Annotated in this window: 17 protein-coding genes and 3 tRNA genes; 9 read left to right on the forward strand and 11 right to left on the reverse strand. The window is 54.4% G+C overall.

Annotated features, from left to right (window positions below):
* Position 1: 1 nt before the first annotated feature.
* The gene (rnr, locus tag QT230_RS07395; RefSeq protein WP_308320953.1) at positions 2–2,416 is read right to left on the reverse strand and encodes a ribonuclease R; all 2,415 of its coding nucleotides are present in this window, start codon (positions 2,414–2,416) and stop codon (positions 2–4) included.
* Positions 2,417–2,665: 249 nt separating this feature from the next.
* Between rnr and QT230_RS07400 the strand changes: the two genes are divergently transcribed.
* The 6 genes from QT230_RS07400 (at position 2,666) to QT230_RS07425 (ending at position 7,929) form a co-directional block, all read left to right on the forward strand.
* Positions 2,666–2,752: transfer RNA gene (locus QT230_RS07400), tRNA-Leu, on the forward strand.
* 64 nt (positions 2,753–2,816) lie between these two features.
* A tRNA-Leu gene (locus tag QT230_RS07405) sits at positions 2,817–2,903 on the forward strand.
* Positions 2,904–2,936: 33 nt separating this feature from the next.
* Positions 2,937–3,023: transfer RNA gene (locus tag QT230_RS07410), tRNA-Leu, on the forward strand.
* 315 nt (positions 3,024–3,338) lie between these two features.
* On the forward strand, positions 3,339–4,889 hold the full coding sequence (locus QT230_RS07415; RefSeq protein WP_308320954.1) for a BCCT family transporter: 1,551 nt from the start codon (positions 3,339–3,341) through the stop codon (positions 4,887–4,889).
* Complete coding sequence (locus QT230_RS07420; protein ID WP_308320955.1) at positions 4,886–6,910, forward strand: CocE/NonD family hydrolase; 2,025 nt, start codon at positions 4,886–4,888, stop codon at positions 6,908–6,910. The genes QT230_RS07415 and QT230_RS07420 overlap by 4 nt, the downstream gene beginning before the upstream one ends.
* 83 nt (positions 6,911–6,993) lie before the next feature.
* Positions 6,994–7,929, forward strand: coding sequence for a LysR substrate-binding domain-containing protein (locus QT230_RS07425; protein WP_308320956.1), 936 nt, complete (start codon positions 6,994–6,996; stop codon positions 7,927–7,929).
* A 4-nt stretch (positions 7,930–7,933) separates the two neighbouring features.
* Here the strand turns inward: QT230_RS07425 and QT230_RS07430 are convergent, their stop codons facing one another.
* Together QT230_RS07430 and QT230_RS07435 are read right to left on the reverse strand one after the other, a co-directional pair.
* Complete coding sequence (locus tag QT230_RS07430; protein ID WP_308320957.1) at positions 7,934–8,794, reverse strand: DNA/RNA non-specific endonuclease; 861 nt, start codon at positions 8,792–8,794, stop codon at positions 7,934–7,936.
* A 91-nt stretch (positions 8,795–8,885) separates the two neighbouring features.
* Positions 8,886–9,161 (reverse strand): Lrp/AsnC family transcriptional regulator, encoded by a 276-nt coding sequence (locus tag QT230_RS07435; protein ID WP_008958975.1) that lies wholly within the window; start codon positions 9,159–9,161, stop codon positions 8,886–8,888.
* A gap of 301 nt (positions 9,162–9,462) precedes the next feature.
* Here QT230_RS07435 and QT230_RS07440 point away from each other — a divergent pair, with 301 nt between their 5' ends.
* Positions 9,463–9,777: a high-potential iron-sulfur protein gene (locus QT230_RS07440; RefSeq protein WP_308320958.1), complete on the forward strand. Its 315-nt coding sequence runs from the start codon at positions 9,463–9,465 to the stop codon at positions 9,775–9,777.
* A gap of 80 nt (positions 9,778–9,857) precedes the next feature.
* On the opposite strand, the gene QT230_RS07445 is transcribed toward QT230_RS07440, so the two are convergent.
* The 5 genes from QT230_RS07445 to QT230_RS07465 form a co-directional block, all read right to left on the reverse strand.
* Positions 9,858–11,426: a SpoVR family protein gene (locus QT230_RS07445; RefSeq protein ID WP_308320959.1), complete on the reverse strand. Its 1,569-nt coding sequence runs from the start codon at positions 11,424–11,426 to the stop codon at positions 9,858–9,860.
* A gap of 45 nt (positions 11,427–11,471) precedes the next feature.
* Positions 11,472–12,758, reverse strand: coding sequence for a YeaH/YhbH family protein (locus tag QT230_RS07450; protein WP_308320960.1), 1,287 nt, complete (start codon positions 12,756–12,758; stop codon positions 11,472–11,474).
* A gap of 35 nt (positions 12,759–12,793) precedes the next feature.
* Positions 12,794–14,716 carry a PrkA family serine protein kinase gene (locus tag QT230_RS07455; protein ID WP_308320962.1) on the reverse strand — a complete coding sequence of 641 codons (1,923 nt, stop codon included), beginning with the start codon at positions 14,714–14,716 and terminating at the stop codon, positions 12,794–12,796.
* Between the two features lie 294 nt (positions 14,717–15,010).
* Positions 15,011–16,057, reverse strand: a complete 1,047-nt coding sequence (locus QT230_RS07460; RefSeq protein WP_308320964.1) for a low specificity L-threonine aldolase — start codon at positions 16,055–16,057, stop codon at positions 15,011–15,013.
* Between the two features lie 191 nt (positions 16,058–16,248).
* Positions 16,249–18,270 carry an NADPH-dependent 2,4-dienoyl-CoA reductase gene (locus tag QT230_RS07465; protein WP_308320965.1) on the reverse strand — a complete coding sequence of 674 codons (2,022 nt, stop codon included), beginning with the start codon at positions 18,268–18,270 and terminating at the stop codon, positions 16,249–16,251.
* A 205-nt stretch (positions 18,271–18,475) separates the two neighbouring features.
* On the opposite strand from QT230_RS07465, the gene QT230_RS07470 reads away from it, so the two are divergent.
* The gene (locus QT230_RS07470; RefSeq protein ID WP_308320966.1) at positions 18,476–19,390 is read left to right on the forward strand and encodes a DMT family transporter; all 915 of its coding nucleotides are present in this window, start codon (positions 18,476–18,478) and stop codon (positions 19,388–19,390) included.
* Positions 19,391–19,432: 42 nt separating this feature from the next.
* A complete protein-coding gene (locus QT230_RS07475; protein WP_308320967.1) occupies positions 19,433–21,001 on the forward strand; it encodes a bifunctional GNAT family N-acetyltransferase/carbon-nitrogen hydrolase family protein in 1,569 nt (522 codons plus the stop codon).
* Between the two features lie 152 nt (positions 21,002–21,153).
* Here the strand turns inward: QT230_RS07475 and QT230_RS07480 are convergent, their stop codons facing one another.
* The 3 genes from QT230_RS07480 to QT230_RS07490 all read right to left on the reverse strand — a co-directional run bounded on the left by QT230_RS07480 (position 21,154) and on the right by QT230_RS07490 (position 23,907).
* On the reverse strand, positions 21,154–21,453 hold the full coding sequence (locus QT230_RS07480) for an MGMT family protein (protein ID WP_308320969.1): 300 nt from the start codon (positions 21,451–21,453) through the stop codon (positions 21,154–21,156).
* A gap of 26 nt (positions 21,454–21,479) precedes the next feature.
* Complete coding sequence (locus QT230_RS07485) at positions 21,480–22,940, reverse strand: sodium:alanine symporter family protein (protein ID WP_308320970.1); 1,461 nt, start codon at positions 22,938–22,940, stop codon at positions 21,480–21,482.
* Positions 22,941–23,040: 100 nt separating this feature from the next.
* Positions 23,041–23,907: a LysR substrate-binding domain-containing protein gene (locus tag QT230_RS07490; RefSeq protein ID WP_308320971.1), complete on the reverse strand. Its 867-nt coding sequence runs from the start codon at positions 23,905–23,907 to the stop codon at positions 23,041–23,043.
* Positions 23,908–24,017 lie beyond the last annotated feature (110 nt).

Raw genomic sequence — 24,017 nt, forward strand, 5'->3', positions numbered from 1 at the left:
CTCAACCCTTATTCGGTGATGGTTTGCGCGGACCGTTACGTGTCCGGCGAGGGCCTCGGCGCGTTGCCGGCTTCTCGCTGCTAGCAGCCTTGTCACCCCCGGCTTTAGCTTTAGCTTTAGCATTAGGGCTCCCTTCCCCACCGCGGCTTTTACGCGGCTGGCGACGTGGGCGGGGCTTCTCATCGTTCAGCCCAAAGTCAATTTTACGGTCGTCCATATCAACGCGAGCCACCTGGACAGTCAAACCGTCGCCCAATCGATAGGTCGTGCCCGTTCTCTCGCCTTTCAGGCGGTGCTTCTCAGCCTCATAGTGATAGTAATCCGAAGGCAGTGAGGTAACGTGTACTAACCCTTCTACATAGAACTCATCCAGGCGAACGAACAGGCCAAATTGAGTAACTGAAGCAATGGTACCCTCGAACGTCTCACCGAGCTTGTCGGACATAAACTCGCACTTCAGCCAACTTTCAACATCGCGGGTCGCTTCGTCGGCGCGACGCTCGGTCATCGAGCAGTGCTCACCTAGCTCAAGCATTTGCTCAAACGTATAGGGGCACCACTTGCTGGGTGGCTCAACGGGCGCCCCCTCAACCCGTAACACTGTATTGGTCTGGCGCGGCCCGCGAATCACTGAACGAATAGCGCGGTGGACCAGCAGATCAGGGTACCGGCGAATTGGCGAGGTAAAGTGTGCGTAGGCTTGATAGGCCAAGCCAAAGTGACCTTCGTTTTGCGGCGAATAAACCGCTTGATTCATCGATCGCAGCATCACCGTCTGAATGATGTCGAAGTCCGGACGATCGGCAATTGTTTCGCGCAGCGCCTGGTAATCCTGGGGTGTCGGCATATCGCCACCGCCTACCGATAGGCCTAACTCATTCAAAAACAGCCGCAGCTTATCGAGCCGTTCCGGGGTGGGACGCTCGTGAATACGGTAAAGCGCTGGCAGGTCATGCTTATCCAGGAAGCGTGCGGTTGCCACGTTAGCGGCAAGCATGCACTCCTCAATTAGCTTGTGGGCATTGTTGCGGCTGCGCGGAACGATTTTCTCGATTTTACGCTCATCGTTAAAGACAATTGCCGTTTCAGTGGTATCAAAATCGATCGCGCCACGCTCTGCACGCGCTTCACGCAACAAATAGTAGAGCTCTTCCAGGCTCTGCAGCGGCTTCACTAGCTTGCTGTGCTCAGCTCTTAACGCCTCCCCCTCTTCACTCTTCTCGTCGAGAATCGCGGCCACCTTGTTATAGGTAAGGCGAGCGTGAGAGTTCATTACCGCTTCATAGAAACGGTAGCGGCTGATAGCACCAGTTTTGGAGATATTCATCTCGCATACCAGTACCAAACGATCCACGTGGGGATTCAGCGAACAGAGCCCGTTAGATAGCAACTCCGGCAACATAGGAACCACTTGGCCGGGGAAGTAAACCGAGTTACCCCGGGTACGGCCTTCATCATCTAGTGGCGTGCCGGGACGCACGTAGTGTGAAACATCGGCGATAGCGACCAGCAGCTTCCAGCTACCGGATTTGGTTTTCCACGCGCACACTGCATCATCGAAGTCTTTGGCAGATTCGTCATCGATAGTGACTAAGGGCACATCCCGCAGGTCAACACGGTGCTGCTTATCCTCTTCCAGCACTTCAGCTGAAATGCCACCAATCTGGTCAAGCACTTCAGGCGGAAACTCAGCGGGGATATCGTAACTGCGGATCGCAATATCAATTTCCATACCCGGATCCATGCGCTCACCGAGAACTTCAATCACTTCGCCGACTGGCTGAATACGCGTGGCGGGCTGCTGAACGATCTTAGCCGAGATGACCTGACCATCTTTAGCACCACCGCAGGCGCTATGAGGAATAATCACTTCTTGGGTGATACGCGGATTTTCCGGGATCAGAATGCCGAATTCTGGCGTATTACTGCGATAAACACCCACGATGGTTTGCGTGTTGCGGGCAATGACATCAGCAATGGTCGCCTCTTCACGGCCGCGGCGATCGCTTCCACTGATGCGTGCCAGCACGTGATCACCATGGAAAACACGCCGCATCTGGCGTGGTGGCAACACCAGATCGGGCTTTTTGCCATCATCACGCAGCAGGAAACCAAAGCCGTCCCGGTGCCCCAACACTTTACCTTTAACCAGATCGAGCTTATCGATCAAGGCATAGGCGCCGCGGCGGTCACGCAGCACCTGACCATCGCGCTCCATCGCCGCTAAACGGCGCCTAACGGCTTCAATAAGCTCTTCGTCTTCTAAGCCCAGCATGCGGCTCATATTTTCGTGGGTAATCGGCTTGCCATAGCTCTCTAATGCGTCAAGCAGATACTCTCGACTCGGCGCTGGATTACCGTATTTATGCGCCTCGCGCTCGGCGTGCGGATCATCACTTAATGTCCAATACTTCATGCGATCAACATCCTTGAGGGGGTCATTTGCGAGAGGCATAAAAAAAGCGCAAACGCGGTGCGTTGCGGGCGGGATATTCCAGCGCTTGAGAAACTGAAATGAATAGAGTTTTGTTTAGTCATAGGCGCAGTATAGCGCCGCACGTTCAATCACCCAACCGTCTTAGCCGTTGTTTATAAAATTTGCTTGCTAAAAAGCGCTGACGAGGTCTTGCATTTAACCATCACACCGGTATTATACGCGCCACTTGCCCAGATGGCGGAATTGGTAGACGCGCTAGCTTCAGGTGCTAGTGTCCGTATGGACGTGGAGGTTCAAGTCCTCTTCTGGGCACCAAACTGCTTTTATGCTATCAATTTATATAAGTAGTACGGTGCTAGGCAATGTAAGGTTTGTGTTCGCCCAGGTGGCGGAATTGGTAGACGCGCTAGCTTCAGGTGCTAGTGACCGTATGGTCGTGGAGGTTCAAGTCCTCTCCTGGGCACCAATCGAACACAACCCGCAAGTGACAACATGATGCGCCCAGGTGGCGGAATTGGTAGACGCGCTAGCTTCAGGTGCTAGTGTCCGTATGGACGTGGAGGTTCAAGTCCTCTCCTGGGCACCATGACTTACATGGGCCAGTCCGCATCAGTGTACTCGCTTCAGTTTTTCTATCTTCTAGTCCCCCCTCCTTTTATCATCTGTACGCTTCTTTTATTCCCCGGGTTTAAGCCGCCACCGATCCTAACTATTTGCTTGCCCATATTCTAGATTTTAACTCCCATCGTTTGCTGTCTTTATGGCCAGCTAACTTATCGGCCACCCATGTATTAAACGCATGCCCCCATTCCGAGTCTTCGCTTTATATCAGGATTAGAATGGCGTTAGGTTGTTATGCCATGAAATTCATGCATAGCAATAACGATAAAGGGAGAACGGTATGCCGAGAAAATCGCTGCGACCGTTGGTCTTCTGGCCAACATTCCTGGTTCTACTTGCGGCAGTCATTGCCAGCTATATCAATTTAGACGCTTTTCTAGCCGTTGCGAGCGGGCTAAATGAAGCCATCCTGAATAATTTTTCATGGCTATTCAGCATAGGTAGCCTTTACCTGCTTGTTATGGCGGTTATTGTTTACTTCTCTCCAATCGGCCATGTTCGAATTGGTGGCCCTTCCGCAAAGCCTCTTTTATCACCTTTGCGCTGGTTCTCGATTACTCTTTGTACCACCTTGGCCGTAGGGGTGCTGTTCTGGACCACCGCCGAACCGCTTTATCACTTCATGAGCCCGCCAAGTTCAAGTGGCTTGGAGGCTGGCTCAAGTGATGCCATGGTATTTGCGATGTCGACCATGTTTTTACACTGGACGTTCACGCCTTACGCCATTTATGCCGTACCCGCATTGATTTTTGCCCTAGCGTTTTACAACCTGCGCCTTCGCTTCTCGATTTCCAGCATGCTGGAGCCTGTTTTCGGCCCAAAAATTAGACGCTGCGCAGGACTTATAGATGCGGTTTCTCTCTATGCCCTGGTAGCAGGCATGGCTTCTTCACTGGGTACCGGCGCCCTGACGCTTGCGGGTGGCGTGGGCCAATACATGGGTGGCGAAACCAGCCCTCTTCGACTCGGCGTTATCATTGCCATTATCGTGACAACATTCGTTCTTTCCGCCGCCAGCGGGCTGCAAAAAGGCATTGCGCGATTTTCATCTCTAAATGCTGTCCTGCTGCTTATTCTGGGCGTGTTCGCTTTTGTCGCGGGCCCCACCATTTTCAGCTTGGCGCTCGGAGTAGAGTCGTTCGGCGTGTTTATCGATAACTTTTTTACCAAAAGTCTGTTTACCGGCGCGGCGGGGGAAGATCAGTGGCCACAGTGGTGGTCCATCTTTTATTGGGCCGTCTGGTTCTCCTGGGCCCCCGTGGCCGCCCTGTTTCTCGGCAAGATATCCTGCGGCTACACCGTACGTGAGTTTCTTCGTGTCAACCTGCTTTACCCAGCGCTATTCGCCAGCGTCTGGATTCTGATCTTTTCTGGCACTGCGCTTTACTATCAGACCCACACCGGGGTCGATCTTTACGCCATCCTCAATGACCGCGGGGTGGAAAACGTTCTTTATGCGCTATTCCGGCAGCTACCCTTTTCAGGGCTGTGGATACCGGTACTGCTGTTCATTGCTTATATCTCTTATGTAACGGCCGCCGACTCGCAGACCGATGCCATCGGCAATCTCTGCACCCGTGGGCTAACAGCGGATTCAGACCTCAATGCGGGGATTACCATGAAAGTCACCTGGGGGGTGATTGTGGGTATCGTCGCCTGGGTGATGGTGAGTTTCGTAGGCATTGATGGCGTCAAGATGCTGTCTAACCTAGGCGGACTGCCAGCACTGTTCATCGTACTGATAACAACTGGCTCGCTTTGGGTCTGGCTAAAAAATCCTGAGCAGCTTAATCGTGCTCCAACACTCACTAGCAGCAAGCGTGACTCATGAATATCAAGCAGGATTTTCCGCATAGCACCCGCGAAATAGAAAACACTTGGATTCTACTGGCTGACGGCACCCGCTTAGCCGCGCGGATCTGGTTACCCGTTGACGCTGAAGCACAACCGGTTCCAGCCATCCTGGAATATCTCCCATACCGAAAGCGCGATGGAACCGCGATTCGCGATGAATTGACCCACCCTTACTTCGCAGGTCACGGCTATGCCTGCATTCGGGTAGATATGCGTGGAAACGGCGAATCAAATGGCCTGATGGAAGATGAATACGCCCCTCAAGAGCAGGCAGACGCCCTTGAAGTCATTGAGTGGATTGCCAGCCAGCCTTGGTGTAACGGCCAGCTCGGCATGATGGGAATATCCTGGGGCGGTTTTAATAGCCTGCAAGTAGCCGCTTTGCGACCCGAACCGCTCAAGGCCATCATCACGCTCTGCTCGACCGATGACCGCTACGCGGACGATATTCATTACAAAGGCGGCAATATGCTGCTGGAGAATCTTGGCTGGGCGGCCACCATGCTGAGCTTTTCCGCGGCCGCACCAGACCCCGCGCTAGTAGGCGATCAATGGCGCGATATGTGGAAGTCTCGCCTCGAGAATATGCCGCTGCTAGCCGAAACCTGGCTCACTCACCAGCATCGCGACGAGTATTGGAAGCATGGCTCTATCTGCGAGGAGTATGCCGACATTGAAGCAGCCGTTTACATGATAAGCGGCTGGGGCGACTCTTATATCAATACGATCCCTAGGATGATGGAGCATCTTCAGTGCCCCAAAAAGGCCCTGCTGGGCCCCTGGATGCACAAGTATCCGCACTTTGCGCTGCCCGATCCGGCCATTGGCTTTTTACAAGAGGCGCTGCGCTGGTGGGATTACTGGCTCAAGGACATTGATACAGGGGTAATGGACGAACCCGCCTGCACATTTTACCTTCAGGATGGCGTTCCGCCTGCTCCCAAGTATCGGCAGCGGCCGGGCCAGTGGGTACGCACCCATGGTTGGCCAGCCCCTGACGACGAGAGTGGGTCTATCACACTGATCCTGGGTGACCAGGGCCTAGCGCCCGACACTCACCTAAGCCAAGATCGCTTGATCGCATCGCCTCTTACTACTGGCGCTCTGCAAGGGGAGTATATTCCATTATGGTTTGGGGCCGATTTTCCGCCCGACCAGCGCCGTGATGATGCACTGTCACTGACATTTGACTCCGAACCTTATGTACACGGGCTCGACATACTGGGGCAGCCTTGCGTTTCACTAACACTGGCTAGTAACGAGGCGTGCGGCCAACTACATGCACGCTTATGCGACGTATCGCCTAGCGGCGAAAGTGCTTTGATCACCTACGGCACACTTAACCTGAACTTGCGCGAAGACTCAGGAACTATTACTCCCCCCATACCTGATGAGCCCATGCAGATAAGGCTTGCCATGGATCTTATTGGCTATCGGTTGCCCAAAGGGCACCGCTTACGGGTCGCTCTCTCCAGCGCTAGTTTTCCACTGGTTTGGTCGCCAAAAAAACGCGCTGATCTGATCCTCAAGTCAGGTACGCCGAGCCTAGAGCTGCCATTATCCAAGGCGCCCTATATTTCCATGCCTTTCGAGCCGCCAGAAAGCGCCCCACCCTGCTCTGTGGCAACACTACGCATCGGCCATCCCAAGCGCACGATCAGCGAAGATGTGGGCAGCGGCGAGGTGAGTGTCACCATTGAAGATGACATGGGAGATATCAAATTTCTTGATCACGGCTTGCAGGTTGAGCAGTACGCCAAGGAGATCTACACCAGCCACCCTGACGATGCTACCCGGACACGCGCTGATATCGAGTGGGTGTACCGCGCACGCCGTGAAGGAGAGAAAAACAGCTTTGCCGTCAGCGTCGTCAGCCGCTACCACCTGCACTGCGATGAACACACGTTTTACTTGAATGCCGAGCAGCATGCTTACGAAGGCGACATGCTGGTGAGCGATAAATCGTGGCAGCGAGAGATTCCTCGTACGGCCGTATAGTTTCACAACCCAGCCGGGCGGCAGTCGTCGCTCGGCAGTGGTATGCTTGAGACTACTAACTCTCTATTGTTAAGGCTTTATCCATGCGTGATGCTTTACCGCCGCTATCTTGTCTGCGCGCCTTTGAAGTTGCCGCACGATACTGTAGCTTCACGCAGGCTGGAAACGAGCTCAACCTCTCGCAAAGCGCGATTAGTCGGCAAATCAAGCGCCTTGAGCATGACCTAGGCCGTCTTCTTTTTGAGCGTCATAATGAAGGACTGCGACTCACCCCAACCGGAGAGCACTACTTTCGAGTGGTGCAACGCCTACTTCGCGATTTAGGCGATGAAACCGCGCGCCTCAGGCGTCGTGGAGACGACAGACAATTGACTCTCGCCTCAAGCCCGACCATTGCTTCGATCTGGTTGGCACGCCAGTTGCCCGACTTTCAGCGCGCTTACCCTAACATTGAAATTCGCATCCTGACGGTAGAAGACCCACATCGCCTTGACCTGGCGGAGTTTGACCTGGGTATTTATTACCATGTACCCAATGAAGTTGATCCACCGGGCCTTATAGCGGATGCCATCTTTGAACATGAGCTGGTAGCAGCCGTTTGCAGTCCCATCTACTTGGAGCGCCATGGCAATAAAATTGAGCCTGCGCACCTGCTTGAGAATCACACCATGATGGTAGTGGAAGATCATTACCACGACTGGCTAAGCTGGGAAATATGGTTCCATGAACTTGGATTAGAGTGGCAGGCACCCCTGCATACGCTGCGCGCGAACAGCTTCCAGCTACTGATGAATGCTACCTTGGCTGGCCAGGGAGTAACCTTAGGCTGGATGCGGCTTTTAGATGCCGAGCTTCAACAAGGAAACCTTGTTCAGGCACTGCCACTCAGCATACCCAGCCGAGGAAAACTATCGCTTTTTACGCCACAGCACCGACATCTGACGGGCCCCATGCGCGCCTTCCGCCACTGGGTACTGGATAAAGACGAGTTCCAGGCATATCAGCCGCTAAGTACTTAAACTACTATTGATAACGCCCCGGCCGCTTCGCTACTTCCTCAAGCGCCCATCCTTGTATACGTAACTCCCCTTCCAATACCGACTCTACTTCCGTTGCTAACTCGGGAAAGAAGTTAAGCCCTGTACGTGCTTCAATTTCATCGATGGTCACTAAGTAGTCATCTAACGGCTCATTACCGCGCACGTCTTGCGGCATGATAAACGCCAGCGCTAATGGCGCGTCACTATGGGGCGCTACGATAATTTTATAAAATGCCTCTGGAACTTCTACCAACCCCACGCGATTAAACACGTTATCCATAAAGTGCTCGGGGAATACTGGCCCGGTTATCACCTGCAAGTGATCAAAACGAGGCGCAAAGTGATCCATTACCGCCTCCTCCAAGCGCTGCCAGAGCTGCCGGTTCAGGTTGGGCCGCTGGGGGGTCATATTGCTCATTAGAAAGGTATCGATCTGAGCACTGCGCCCATGCACCGCCGCAATCGCGTAGTTGGGTGCCAAGTGGCCTCTGTCGTAGCCGCTACCCGCGTAGCTGTCGGTGCCCACCGGCCACAGCGTGCGCCAATCCGCTTGAAAATCAGGCCGCGAACCGATGCGTGAATCATCTACTGCTTGCACCTGATAGCTGACCCATAGCGGATTAACCCGTACATCGGACCAGCCGACTAAATAACCATCATTGCGCAGCACCCGATGCATTGTCGTGGGACGAAATTCCTCCCAGGTGGGTACCCCCATCCAGGTGTAGGCATCTTTATGCTGGCGCTCCTGAAACTCCCATAGCCCTGTGCCGACCACCACAAACAGCACGGCAATGCCTAAGCGCCGCCCTTGACGACGCCAGCTCAAAAGCGATGTTGCCAACAGACTTTCCCCTTTTTTAATGCTTCTTAAGCGCTTTGCATTTTTTTAATACGCTAGTGAGTACTTTGCGAATTATCCAACCAGCACAACACTACCAACCCAGAGAGAACATGGTTTCAAGATCATGACGGGAATGCACCTGCATGGCATTCAGGGTTTCTGTATCGCTGATACCTTCCACGGCGTTTAAGCGCTCAGTCACCAGCTCGGCCAGGCTTTCAAAATCACGGGTGCGGGCAATCGCCACTAAGTCATAACGGCCACAAGTGGAGTAAACCTCACTGATACCCTCCACATCGGCCAGGCGCTCGGCCACGGCCTTGACTTGGCCTTTGTCGGTATTGATTAAAATGACTGCGTTTTGCATGGCACGCCCCTTAGAAAAAATGGTCATAAAAAGTAATGTCGAAGATGCGCAGAGTATAGCAGCGACGGGGAAGCGAGCGCAGCACCCAGCCACAGCGTGACCAATTGTCGCTATCCCCGTCGCAGTATTCGCACAACCCTTGTACATTCGCTAGCATGTAGTGGAAGAATAGAGTTGAAAATGTAGCAGCTCAGAAGATGTAGCAGTGAGCTCCGGCTTGTAAGATTATGCGGGGCATCAAGAGGTGGATAACCACCCGATAATGTGACCAAACGTCAGACCGTGACGATAAGGAGAACTCATGGCTAATAAAAGCCGTCGTGACTTCATGCGCAACAGCGTGATGGGGCTTGCTGCCCTGCCATTTGGCGTAGGCATTCTTTCCAAGACTGCCTTTGCTCAAGAGCTCCCGCGTCTTGCCCCCTCCGCAAGCAATGCCCAAGCGCTTAACTATGTAGAAGATGCCAGTGAAGCCAGCGATCATCCGGCTTATGAGGATGGTGAGCGCTGCGATAACTGCATGTTTTATAATGCCGACAATGAAGGTTGTCAGCTATTTCCGGAGAATAGCGTCGAGCCCGCTGGCTGGTGCCAATCCTGGACCGCCCAAGCTTAAGCGTTCAAAATATTATAGCTGTGTAAGCACCTCTACCCCGCCTGTTGTGCGGGGTAGTTTTGTAGGAAATATACTTGCAGCTAAGAGGCCGGAACTTCGTCTTCTACTGGCCAGTGAAAACGCCGTGTTACACGCCCCTCTTCCATAGAGACCAGATGAACGGGGAACCCCCACAGCTGCTGCAAATGGCGAATCACCGGATAGACGCTACGACCCAACGGACGACGACTATCCTGCACATGGTGCAGCGTCAAAGAGCGATCACCGCGAATCGCCGCTTCAACCACCTGGATATTAGGCTCGCGAACTGACAGCGCGTACTGAGTGGCAAGCGCTTCCCGCACTTGACGATAACCCTGCTCATTATGAATCGCCGCAACTTCCAGGGTATCCACCTGATCGTCATCCACGACTAAAAACAGCTTATGGTCGCGCATCACCTTGGGCGATAGAAACTGTTGGATAAACGACTCATCCTTGAAGTTGCGCATCGCAAACTCCAGCGTATCCCGCCAAGGCGACCCAGCTATATCCGGAAACCACTCGCGATCCTCGTCGGTAGGCGCTTCACATATACGTTTAATATCCATAAAGATAGCGAAGCCAAGTGCGTAGGGGTTAATCCCATTAAAATGTGGGTTATCAAACGCTGGCTGGTTAATAACCGCTGCGTGAGACTGCAAAAACTCCAGCATCACCCCTTCATCGACATTGCCATCGTCGTAGAGGCGATTCATCAGCGTGTAGTGCCAGAAACACGCCCAGCCCTCATTCATGACCTGGGTCTGCCGCTGGGGGTAAAAATATTGCGCCAGTTTACGCACAATGCGCACGATTTCACGCTGCCAGGGCGCCAACAGCGGGGCGTTTTTCTCAATAAAGTAGAGCAGGTTTTCCTGGGGTTCCGAAGGGTAGCGCCCGCCACTATGCAGCCCGAGCGGATCATCTTCTTCGGGTAATAAGCTGCCTGGCAAGCGTTCGCCGTCCTCAGCGTTATCGGGAATCGTGCGCCACAGCAGGTTCACCTGGGTTTGCAGGTAGCTTTCGCGCTCCTCCTGGCGCTTCGCTTCCTCTTCGGCAGAAATCGGCGAGGGGCGCTTGTAACGGTCGACACCATAGTTTTGCAGTGCATGGCAGGCATCCAGCAACTGCTCAACGGCTTGCACACCATGGCGCTCTTCACACTTGGCAATGTATTGGCGCGCAAACACCAGGTAATCAACAATCGAAGAGGCGTCGGTCCAGGTGCGGAACAGGTAGTTGCCCTTAAAGAAGGAGTTGTGCCCATAGCAGGCGTGGGCCATCACCAGCACCTGCATCATCAGCGTGTTTTCCTCCATCAGGTAGGCGATGCAGGGGTCGGAGTTAATTACCAGCTCATAGGCCAAGCCCATTTGGCCACGTTTATATGCCTGCTCAACGGCCAGAAACTGCTTACCAAACGACCAGTGATGATAGCCCACCGGCATGCCGACACTGGCATAGGCATCCATCATCTGCTCGGTGGTGATCACTTCGATCTGGTTGGGATAGGTATCCAGCCGATACTCATCGGCGAGCCTGGCCAGCTCCGCGTCAAAACGCTCCAGTACGCTGAAGTTCCAATCGGAGCCGGTGGCAATCGGCTTACGCTTGCGGGTCGCACTCATAGCCCACTCCTCTGCACGCGGTCATTAACCTGTTATACAAGGTCACTAGGACTGGCTTAAGCGACGCTTAAACAGTTCACGGAAGACCGGATAAATATCGCCCGCCTCCACAATCTGGCGCATGGCAAAGCGTTCGGGGAACTCTTTAACCACACTCTCATACTCATGCCAAAGAGACTGATGGTCGTGGGGCGTGATCTCAACGTAGGCGTAGTACTGCAACTGCGGCATTAGCTGTTTGACCAGCAAGTCGCGGCAAATATTGGAGTCATCGTCCCAGTTGTCGCCATCGGAGGCCTGGGCCACATACAGATTCCATTGGCCAACGGGGTAGCGCTTTTCGATAATGCTATTCACCAGGCTCAGCGCACTGGAAACAATCGTGCCGCCGGTTTCCCGGGAGTAGAAAAACTCCTCCTCACTGACTTCCCGAGCCGCCGTATGGTGACGAACAAAGACCAGTTCGACTTTCTCGTAGTGCTTCTCCAGAAACAGATAGAGCAGCAGGAAAAAGCGCTTGGCAATATCTTTGTGGTTTTGGGTCATCGAGCCGGAAACGTCCATGACGCAAAACATCACCGCTTGATTGGAGGGCTGTGGCTGGGCGCTAAGCTGGTGATAGCGCAGGTCGTAGGTATCAATAAACGGCACCCCGGCGATGCGCTTCTCCAGGCGCTCAATGTCGGCTTTCAGCTCGGTGATACGCGCAGGATTGCGCAGTACCGGGTCTTTACGCTCCTCGGCCTCCAGGGCTTCAATCGCTTCTTTTAGCGCCCGTTTAATCGGTGCGCGCATGGCAATACGCCGGGCATAGGCTTCCCGCATGGAGCGGGTAATGCTAATACGTGACGGCACACCATCGCGGGAGAGACCCGCCCGCACCATCTTGACCTCTTCGAGCGACTTTAACGGCTTGCGCTGCAAATGGGGCAGCTCAAGCCCATCAAAGACAAACTCCAAGAACTCCTCACGGCTAAGCGTAAAGGCAAACTCATCGACGCCCTCCCCCTGATTAGAGGCACCGCCCTCACCTGCGCCACTGCCGCCGCCCTGACCGCTAGGGCGGCGGATTTTATCGCCTGCGACAAATTCTTTGTTGCCCGGCGAGACAATATTGCGTGCCCCGCCGGGGCCGTGTTGAAACACGGGCTCAGAAATATCCTTAGTCGGTATCGAGATTTTCTCGCCGCGCTCCATATCGGTAATCGAGCGGCGGTTAACGGCCTCCTCTACCGAGCGCTTGATATGCTTGCGGTAGCGCTCTAAAAAGCGCTGACGATTTACCGCGCTCTTATGTTTAGCGTTAGGCCTGCGATCAATAAAGTAGGTCATGCGACCTCCTTGGCTCTTGTCTTAAACGCGGGCCGCTACTGAGACTTGCGCACGCGCAGGTACCACTCGGAAAGTAGCCGAACCTGTTTTTCGGTATAGCCGCGCTCGACCATCCGCGCCACAAAGTCTTCATGCTTTTTCTGATCCGAGCGGGAGGCCTTGGCATTGAACGAAATGACCGGCAGCAGCTCTTCGGTATTGGCAAACATTTTGTGTTCGATAACACCTTTGAGTTTTTCGTAGGACTGCCAGCTTGGGTTCATACCGTTGTTTTGCGCCCGTGCCCGCAGCACAAAGTTGACCACCTCGTGGCGGAAATCTTTGGGATTTGAAATGCCCGCAGGCTTCTCAATTTTTTCCAGCTCTTCGTTAAGCGCTTGACGGTTGAGCAGCTCGCCGGTTTCATGATCCCGATACTCCTGATCCTGAATCCAGAAATCCGCGTAGGTCACATAGCGGTCAAAGATATTCTGGCCATACTCGCTATAGGATTCGAGGTAGGCGGTCTGGATCTCTTTTCCAATAAAGTCGACATAGCGGGGCGCCATATACTCTTTGATAAAGCCCAGGTAGCGCTCAAACACTTCCGACGGCAGTTGTTCACGCTCCAACGCCTGCTCCAGTACGTAGAGCAGATGCACAGGGTTAGCAGCCACCTCGGTGCTGTCGAAGTTGAAGACCTTGGAAAGAATCTTAAACGCAAAGCGGGTAGAGAGCCCCTGCATCCCCTCGTCCACACCTGCAGCGTCGCGATACTCCTGAATCGACTTGGCACGCGGGTCGGTATCTTTCAGGTTTTCACCGTCGTAAACGCGCATTTTGGAGTAGACGTTGGAATTTTCCGGCACTTTTAGCCGCGAAAGCACTGAGAATTGCGCCAGCATGCGCAGGGTATCCGGCGCGCAGGGCGCCGCATTAAGCGAAGAGTCCTCAAGCAGCTTCTGATAGATTTGGACCTCTTCAGACACGCGCAGGCAGTAAGGCACTTTGACGATATAGACCCGATCAAGAAACGCCTCGTTATTGCGGTTGTTACGAAACGCCTGCCACTCAGACTCGTTTGAGTGAGCTAGAATCACGCCATCAAAGGGGATCGCCCCCATCCCTTCGGTAGGGTTGTAGTTACCCTCTTGGGTGGCGGTAAGCAGAGGGTGCAGCACCTTAATCGGCGCTTTGAACATCTCCACAAACTCCATCAGCCCCTGGTTGGCACGGCATAAACCGCCGGAAAAGCTGTAGGCATCCGGGTCATCCTGGGAGTAGAGCTCTAACTGACGAATATCGACCTTACCTACCAGCGAGGAGATATCCTGGTTGTTCTCATCCCCTGGCTCGGTTTTGGAAATAGCGATTTGATTAAGCCGCGAAGGGTATAAACGCACCACCCGGAACTGAGAGATATCGCCGCCGTACTCTTTCAGCCGCTTTGCCGCCCAGGGCGACATAACGCTGCGCAAATAGCGCTGGGGAATACCGTACTCTTTCTCCAGCAGTTCGCCGTCCTCTTCGGGTGAGAACAGGCCCAGCGGTGATTCGTAAACCGGAGAGTCTTTGATGGCATAGAACGGAATCCGCTCCATCAGCAGTTTGAGACGCTCAGCAAGCGATGACTTACCACCACCTACTGGGCCTAACAGGTAGAGAATCTGTTTGCGCTCTTCAAGCCCTTGTGCCGCATGGCGAAAGTAGGACACGATCTGCTCAATGGCCTCTTCCATACCATGAAACTCGGCAAAGGCAGGGTAGCGACGAATCACTTTATTAGAAAAAATACGTGATTGACGCGGGTCTTTCGCCGTGTCGATCACTTCAGGCTCGCCTATGGCTTCCAGCATGCGCTCTGCAGCACTGGCATAAACCTTCGGATCACGGCGACAAAGCGCCAGATACTCCTCAAGGCTCATATCCTCTTGCTGAACGCGGGAAAAACGGTCTTGAACGTGATCAAAGATGCTCATGGAACTCTCCTGTGGCCCATCCCCAGGCAGTCACCGTAAAGCCAAGTGTCTCGCAACGGTGTGCCAAACGAGGTGTCGCTTCTTTAGCGTAGTCAGCATTAGCAAAAAGTGATGACTAAACCTTCAACGCAGCAGCGATATAGATAAGAGAATTATTGAGACGAATAGTTGCGTTAGTCCAGGCGGCACCCATAAACGCAAAGCACTAACCGACGATGCCGCTGCCATAGGCAGCGGCATCGCGAGGTCGCAGGTGGTGGCAAACAGTGGCAATAAAGAGAGTAACTGGCGCCTTTAACGCTCAAGTACCGAGCGAATATCGGTCAACAGCTCGTCCAGCAATTCAACGGTAGTGTTCCAAGCACAGACAAAACGGGCGCCGCCTGCGCCAATAAAGGTATAGAAGGTCCAGCCTTTATCTTTCAACGCTTCAATGGCGGAGGGCGGCAATTCAACGAATACGCTATTGGCTTGGGTAGGAAACATCAGCGATACACCAGGTAGCGCTTGCAGCCCTTCTGATAGGTAGCGTGCCATCTCATTGGCATGCTGGGCGTTGGTTAACCATGCGCCGCTTTCTAGTAGCCCTAACCAGGGTGCGGAAACAAAGCGCATTTTTGAGGCCAACTGGCCCGCCTGCTTACAGCGGTAGGAGAAGTCTTCGGCCAGCTCCCGATTAAAGAACAGGATTGCTTCGCCAAAGGCTAGGCCGTTTTTGGTACCCGAAAAACACAGCGCATCCACCCCTACCTGCCAGGTGAGTTCAGCCGGGGTGGCGTTGAGGCTGGCACAGGCGTTGGCGAAGCGGGCACCGTCCATATGCAGGCGCAGATCATGCTTGTCAGCAATGGCGCGAATCGCCAACAGCTCTTCCCGAGAGTAGAGCGTGCCGACTTCGGTGGCTTGGGTGAGCGAGACGACTTTGGGTTTGGGGTAGTGGATATCGCTGCGCTTGGTCACCAGCGCCTCAATGCCTTCCGGTGTTAGCTTGCCGTTGGCACCCGATGAGGTGAGCAGCTTTGCGCCATTAGAGAAGAATTCTGGGCCACCGCACTCATCGGTTTCGATATGCGCCAGCTCGTGGCAAATAACGCTGTGGTAGCTACGTCCCATGGCGGAGAGCGCCAGTGAGTTGGCGGCAGTGCCGTTGAAAACAAAAAAGACATCGCAGTCGTAGTCGAACATCTCGCGGAAGCGATCCGCGGCACGGGCAGTCCAGAGATCGTTACCGTAAGCCAAGTCATCGCTACGGTTGGCTTCAAGCAGATATTCCATCGCCTCCGGACAGATACCGGAGGTGTTATCACTGGCTAAAAATCGCGGGCTACACTCCGAGGTCATGACGATAGTCCTTATATCTGACGATCTTACGGCGCAAGCTGGGTGCCACTCGCACCTTTAGTACCTAGCTATGCTTAATAGCTAGGCCAAGAAATCCCTTAATAACAGGTCATTTAGTCTATCGCCATTTATGGGCTAACGTCACCTGCGCTTTTAAGCACTTACTTATCAAGCCGCCCTTACCCTCTTTTTTACAAGCTCGCCGCCAATCGAGTGCCCTGCTCAATCGCGCGTTTGGCATCCAGCTCGCTGGCTTCATCGGCGCCGCCAATAATATGTACCGCCGTTCCTGCACGCTCCAGCGGCGCCAGTAGATCACGTACCGACTCCTGTCCGGCGCACACGACAATGCTATCAACGGCGAGTACTTGGTCGACACCCTCGCGGCGAATGTGCAACCCTTCGTCGTCGATTTTGAGGTATTCGCAGCCGGTAAGGGTTTTCACCCCCCGCTGCTTAAGTGATGCGCGGTGAACCCAACCGGTGGTTTTACCCAGGTACTTGCCTGGTTTGGAGGATTTACGCTGGAGCATAACAATCTCGCGGGGCACCACGGGCGGCGTCGGCGCTTTTAGGCCACCTCGTTCGCCCACTGCTAAATCAACGCCCCACTCGTCACACCAATCAGCGATACCCAATGCCGGGTGTCCTTGGTGGGCCAGCAATTCAGACACATCAAAACCGATGCCTCCCGCACCAATGACAGCTACTTTACGGCCAACACGATCAGGGGATTCAATTGCTTCGGCGTAACTAAGCACCTTGCCGTGATCGTGACCGGGCAGGCTTAGCTCCCGGGGCTGAACGCCGCTTGCCATCACCACCTCATCGAAATCGGCAAGCGCTGCTGCAGTGGCGGTGGTATTCAAGCGTACCTCTACCGCATACTTCTCCAGCATCACCCGGTAGTAGCGCAAGGTTTCGTTAAACTCCTCTTTACCGGGAATCTTACGCGCATAGTTAAACTGCCCACCCAGCTCACTGCGCTGCTCGAATAACACCACGCTATGTCCGCGACTGGCCGCGGTGACAGCGGTTGCTAATCCTGCTGGCCCACCGCCTACCACGGCGACGCGTCTAAGCGTATTAGCAGGCTCAATCACCAGTTCAGTTTCGTGACAGGCGCGGGGATTAACCAGGCAAGACGTCAGTTTCCCTGCAAAGGTGTGATCAAGGCAGGCCTGATTACAGGCAATACAGGTATTGATCTCTTCCGCCAGGCCCTCCTTGGCTTTACGCACCCAGGCAGGGTCGGCCAGGAAAGGCCGCGCCATGGAGATCATATCGGCGTGCCCTTCCGCCAGCACGCGCTCGGCGACCTCGGGCATATTGATGCGGTTGGTGGTGATCAGCGGAATCGACAGCGACGATTTGATGCGTTTCGTCACTTCGGTAAAGGCAGCGCGGGGCACGCTGGTCACAATCGTGGGCACCCGCGCTTCGTGCCAACCGATACCGGTGTTGATCACATTCGCTCCGGCGGCCTCGATTGCTTGGCCCAGCGTAACGACTTCTTGCCAGGTGCTGCCCTCTTCTACCAGGTCAATCATCGAGAGGCGGAAGATAATCACAAAACGCTCCCCCACCGCTTCCCGAACACGGCGGACAATCTCGACCGCAAAGCGCATGCGGTTCTCAAACGCCCCGCCCCACTCATCATCACGCTGATTGGTTCGCTGGCAGATAAACTGATTGATCAGGTAACCTTCCGAACCCATGATCTCAACACCATCGTACCCCGCCTGTTGAGCAAGCTTGGCACAGCGAACATAGTCGGCAATTTGTTGCTCAACTTCATCGCTGGTCAGCGCCCGAGGCATAAAGGGATTAATTGGCGCTTGAATGGTCGAAGGTGCAACCAAGTCCGGCGAGTAAGCGTAACGCCCGGCGTGGAGAATCTGCATACATAGGTGGCCGCCCTCCGCATGCACCGCATCAACGACCCCTCGATGCTCTGGCAACTGCGCTTCATCAACAAGCGCGTTGGCTCCCTGGAACACCGCACCCTCTGGATTAGGCGCAATACCGCCGGTGACGATCAGGCTAACCCCTTCCCGCGCCCGCTCGGCATAGAAGGCAGCTAAGCGTTCAAAGCCATTGGGTGCTTCTTCCAAATTGGTATGCATTGAGCCCATCAGTACGCGGTTGGGCAAGGTTAAATGGCCGATGGTCAGAGGACGAAACAAATTCGGGTACGCAGGCGTTTGGCTCATCACGGTCTCCTTGTATCTTATTAGCGTCATTATAAAACAAATTCAAACAAGCGTATGACATCCTGGACACCACGTATAGCCCCTTGATACTTGGTCTCTCGATGTTTGGTTTCTAGATACTTGGTCTCTCGATACTTGGGCCAACCACTTGCCCAGAGCGCGAATCCGCGTCACATTACCCGGCTAACGATAAGGAACCGTTGCTATGCCGTTGATTTACTTTTTGCCGCCACTCGCCACCGTGCTTATCTGGTCGGGCAACATGACCATCAATCAGCTTAGCGTAGGTGCCATTGCGCCAAGCAGCATTGCTTTTTTACGCTGGCTGCTCGCCCTGGCGGTGATGACCCCGTTTGTGTTGCCCGCAGTGTTACGCCACCGCGACGAAATCCGTCGCCAGTGGCCTAAGCTGGCACTGCTGGGGTTGCTCGGCATGGGCCTATGGCAAGGGCTGGCCTATGTGGCGGCAGAAACCACGACTGCTACCAACATGGGCATTCTCGCCGCCATGGTGCCGTTACTTACCGTTCTGCTTAGCGCGCTGATTCTCCGCGAGCCGCCAACCCAGGGCGGCATCGTTGGCGGAGTGCTGGCCTTTGTAGGGGTTACCGTTCTACTAGGGCGCGGTAATCCGCTCTCGCTGCTGCAGTTACAGGTAGCCCTGGGTGATGCGCTGATGGTGGTAGCAGCAACCTGCTATGCGCTATATGGCGTAATGCTCAAGCGCTGGTCGATGAATTTACCCCCCTGGGTGATGCTCTACGCCCAAGTCTGTTTTGCTGTGCTGTTCTTGCTTCCCCCCTATTTGATGGGGCCAATGACTCCCATTGATAGCCAGAATATCGGACTCATTGTTTATGCGGGCATTCCCGCCTCGATCATTACCACCTTTTTATGGATGCGCGCGGTGCGCCAGATCGGCGCCAACCAGTCGAGTATTTTCATTAACTTAATGCCGCTGTTTAGCGCGCTGATTGCGATGGCCTTCTTGGGAGAACAAGTGGCGGGGTTCCACTTTACCGGCGGGCTGCTGATTCTGGCGGGGGTCATCATGGCGCAAACGCTGACACGCCCATTAACACGTGATTTAACCTCGGATAAGCCGAGTAGCGCCCGATAATGCTAGAATGGCCGTCGATTTCTAACGCTGGGAAGCCCTGATATGTCCCTGGAAGAACTGCATCTTAATCTGCGCAACCTGATGAGCGATGACTACGATCAGCTCAAGGCATTGATGGACGCCGTCTATCACGATATCGGCGGCTCATGGCCGAAGCATACTATCGACAAGCTCATTCAAGAGTTTCCCGACGGCCAAATCGCGATTGAAGACGATGGCCTTCTGGTGGGCGTAGCGCTCACCGTACAGGTGGATTACGACGAATTCTCCAACCCGCATAAGTACGATGACCTGATCGGCCATCGCGAGATTATCCTCAACGACGAGGATGGCGACGCCATGTACGGGCTGGATGTCCTGATTCACCCGGACTACCGCGGATATCGCCTGGGCCGCCGCCTTTATGAAGCGCGCAAAGAGCTGTGCCGCTCTCTAAACCTGCGGGCAATCCTTGCCGGCGGGCGTATTCCTGAGTATCACCAGTACGCCGATGAACTCACCCCCGCGCAATATATTGATAAAGTCTCCCGCAAAGAGATCTACGATCCAATTCTCTCTTTCCAGCAGGCCAATGACTTCCAGGTAAAGCGCCTACTGCGCAAATACCTACCGGAAGATGAGCAGTCGCGCGGTTACGCCACCCTTTTGGAGTGGAATAACATTCTGTTTGAGCCCGCTGCCAGCGTACTCGACAACAAGCCAACCCAAGTGCGCGTGGGTGCCGTGCAGTGGCAGATGCGTGAATTCTCCTCGGTGGAAGCCGCGCTACAGCAGATCGAGTACTTCGTCGACGCGCTCTCCGACTATCAAAGTGATTTTGCCGTTTTCCCAGAGCTGTTTAACGCGCCGTTGATGGGCCTTCAAGACCGCGCTGCCCAGCAGGACCAAATGGGCGCGATTCGCTTTTTGGCCGGTTTCACCGAGCGCTTTAAGTCTGAACTCTCGCGTATGGCGGTCTCCTACAACATCAATATTGTCGGCGGCTCGATGATTGAAGTGGGCGACGATGATCGACTCTACAACATCGCCTACCTGTTCCACCGCGATGGCAGCGTCGAGCGTCAAGCAAAGCTACATATTACGCCTCAAGAGCGCCGCGATTGGGTGATTGAGGGTGGCGATGAGCTACAGGTATTTGATACCGATGCAGGCCGTGTGGGCATTCTGATCTGCTACGACGTGGAGTTTCCGGAACTTGGCCGCCTGCTGGCCGACCAGGATATGGATATTCTGTTCGTGCCCTTCTGGACCGACACCAAAAACGGTTACCTGCGGGTGCGCCACTGCAGTCAGGCGCGGGCGATTGAAAACGAGTGCTACGTGGTGCTCTGTGGCAGCGTCGGCAACCTGCCCTCGATTGAAAATCTGGATATCCAGTACGCCCAATCTGCAGTGTTCTCGCCGTCTGACTTCGCCTTCCCTCACGATGCAGTACTGGCGGAAACCACGCCCAACACCGAGATGATCTTCTTCTCGGATCTGGATCTAACCCGCCTGACGGTGGTACGGGCCGAAGGTTCGGTGACCAATTTGAAAGATCGCCGCAAGGATCTATTCGATCTACGCTGGCGCGACTGGTCGTGGAAATCGGGGGCTAATTTAGAAGAGTGAGGCGTTAATTGTAAGGGGTAAAGGGTAAGGAGTGAGGGGTAAAGCACATCGCCAACGCCTGTCATAGAGCCGCATTCATCAGAGGCATCCGTAACTACGATAACGCCGCCCAATTGGGCGGCGTTGTTGTTTCTAAAACTGCCTTATAAGGTTCAATCAGGCCAGACTAGGTGCGCTGGCACGCGGCCGTTGGTATCGAACAGCACGCCTTCATCGCGTAATTTTCGATGCTGGCGTTCGGCGCCACCATGATCAGCAAGCTTCAACGACGCTGCAATGACGCGATGCCAGGGCAACTGATGACCATCCGGCAGGTGGCGCATCGCCGACCCCACCATACGCGGCGTGGCGCCTTCGGTCATCGCGGCAATGCGGCCATAGGTGGTCACACGCCCAGGCGGGATTTGATCGACAATGGTGTAGATCTGTTCGAGTAACTCCGGCCGGGGCATCGCCGTTTCTCCTTATATACAGGTGTTTACCGCTTATTATTAATAGCAGGCCAAGCCTTTGGGTCAACCTTGTTGACCAATTTAGGGAAGCGGCTAGGATCAAACACCGGCTCTTTGCCCGCTTTCAACTGAGCTTCGTAGTCGCGGAAGAGCGCGAAAGCCACCGGCGACAGCATGAGAATAGCGACCAGGTTAATAATCGCCATCATCCCCATGGAGAGGTCAGCAAAGTTCCAGATTGCCCCTAGACTCGCCACCGAACCGATCATAATCATCGCCAGCACCGCCAAACGGTAAATCATTACCGCTAAAGGCGCGCGGCGCCCGGCCAGGTACTCAATGTTGGACTCGCCGTATGAGTAGTTAGCAATCACCGAGGTAAACGCAAATAGCAGAATCGCCACCGCGATAAACATGCCACCCCAATCACCTACATGACTGGAGAGCGCCATTTGAGTCAGTTGAATACCGTTATTCTCATCCCCCGCCATCAATTCAGGCCCCGCCATAATGATGATGGCCGCCGTGGCCGTGCAGATCACCAGGGTATCCAGAAACACCCCTAGCATCTGAATAAAGCCCTGGGCAGCAGGGTGATTTGGCCGCGTTGAGGCAGTGGCTGCCGCATTGGGCGCCGAGCCCATGCCCGCTTCATTGGAAAACAGCCCGCGCTGAATGCCGTTCATGATAGCCTGGGAAACCGCATATCCCACCGCACCACCGGCCGCCTGCTCAAAACCAAATGCACTGCGCACAATGGTCATGATCGCTGCAGGTAAGTCACTGATATTTAAACCCACAACCACCAGCGCCAGCACCAAGTAGAGCAGTGCCATAAGCGGTACAACCAGCTCAGCCACCTTGGCAATCGACTTCAGGCCGCCAAAGATAATCGGAGCCACAATAGCCATCAAGACTAACCCCATGGCCCAGGTGGGAATGGCAAATGCCTGTTCCATGGCCTGGGCGATAGAGTTGGCCTGAACGCTGTTAAACGCTAATCCAAAGGCAATAATCAAGCAGATAGAAAATAAAACGGCCAGCCAACGCAGCCCCAGCCCACGCTCGATATAACGTGCCGGGCCACCACGGAAGGTGTTGTCGCCGTGGTCGGTTTTATACGCCTGGGCCAGGGTCGATTCTACAAAACTGGTCGCCATCCCCACCATGGCGGTCATCCACATCCAGAAAATGGCCCCAGGGCCACCAAAATAGATGGCCACCGCGACACCTGCCAGATTACCCGTGCCTACCCGGGCCGCCAGGCTGGTGGAGAGCGCTTGAAACGAAGAGATACCGCCATTTGATTGGCGAGAGCTGCCCAGCAGCTTGAACATATGGCCGAAATAGCGCAGTTGAATACCGCGGGTCATCACCGTGAAATAGATGCCTGCACCAATCAGCAGGTAAATCAGCACGCTGCCCCAGAGCAAGCCATTACCGCGATCCACCAGCGAGGTGAGCAGCGGAGGAAGAGTAAAGTCCATGAAAAACACACCTTTTTAAACAATGAAGGCACATCATTCTTCACGGTTGCACCAAAATGGCAAGAAAATTGGCAAAAGACGTTAAGGCAACAATAACCACTTACCCTATTGAAGCACAAAGCCACTGCCACACCAGCACCGCTTCATCGCTAACGTGGCGTCGGCTTGGACGCACCAGCCAGAATCGCTCATCGCTAGGCACGCTGAGCTCAAAAGGTGTCACCAGATCCGTGCGCTGTTGTAGTAATCGATAGTGAGCGAGCGCAATGCCGCCACTTTGGCTTGCGAGAGCCAATGTCATCACCTGATGATCGCAGGTTATTGACCTACACTGCGCTTCCAGATGGGCAACGCCCGCCTCTTGCAGCCACCCCGGCCATCCTACGCCGAAGCCTGTCGCATGGAGCAGCGTATGCCCGGCTAAATCAGCGGGGGTAGTCAGCTTTTCAGCCAATGCCTGGGAACAAACAGGCAGTAACTGCTCTTCGCCCAATGATTGCATCTCTACACCCACCCATTCGCCTTTGCCATAGCGGATCTCGATATCTGCCCCCTCTGGGCCGAAGTCGTCGGGCCAGATAGCACTCACCAAGCGAATCGCCACTTGGGGGTGAGCCCGGTGGAAGGCAATCAATCGCGGCGCCAGCCAAGACTGCTGAATAACCGGCGTGGTGCGCAGCGTGACCGGCTGCTCGGATGTACTTCCAAACACTTCCAGAGTGCCCTCACTGATACGCACAAAGGCATCGTGAATACTCGGTAGCCATGCCTGCCCGGCGGGAGTGAGCGTTAAGCTGCGCGCATGACGCACAAACAGCTTCTGACCCACGCGGTCTTCCAGCAAGCGAACGCGCTGACTAATCGCTGCCTGAGTGACGCCTAACTCATTTCCCGCGGCGGTAAAACTCAACGTGCGCGCCGCCGACTCAAACGCTTGTAGCCATAGCAATGGCGGTAACTTGCTCATGGAAAAGAGACCTATAAATTAAATAACACCTTAGGGGTCAGATTAATCGTTTGTCACTGCTACGGCTACTCCTCATCCTAGGTAGCACTTACACACACCCTGTAAGCAAT

The organism is Halomonas sp. SpR8 (assembly GCF_031010195.1).
In the GTDB taxonomy this organism is placed as follows: Bacteria; Pseudomonadota; Gammaproteobacteria; order Pseudomonadales; family Halomonadaceae; genus Vreelandella.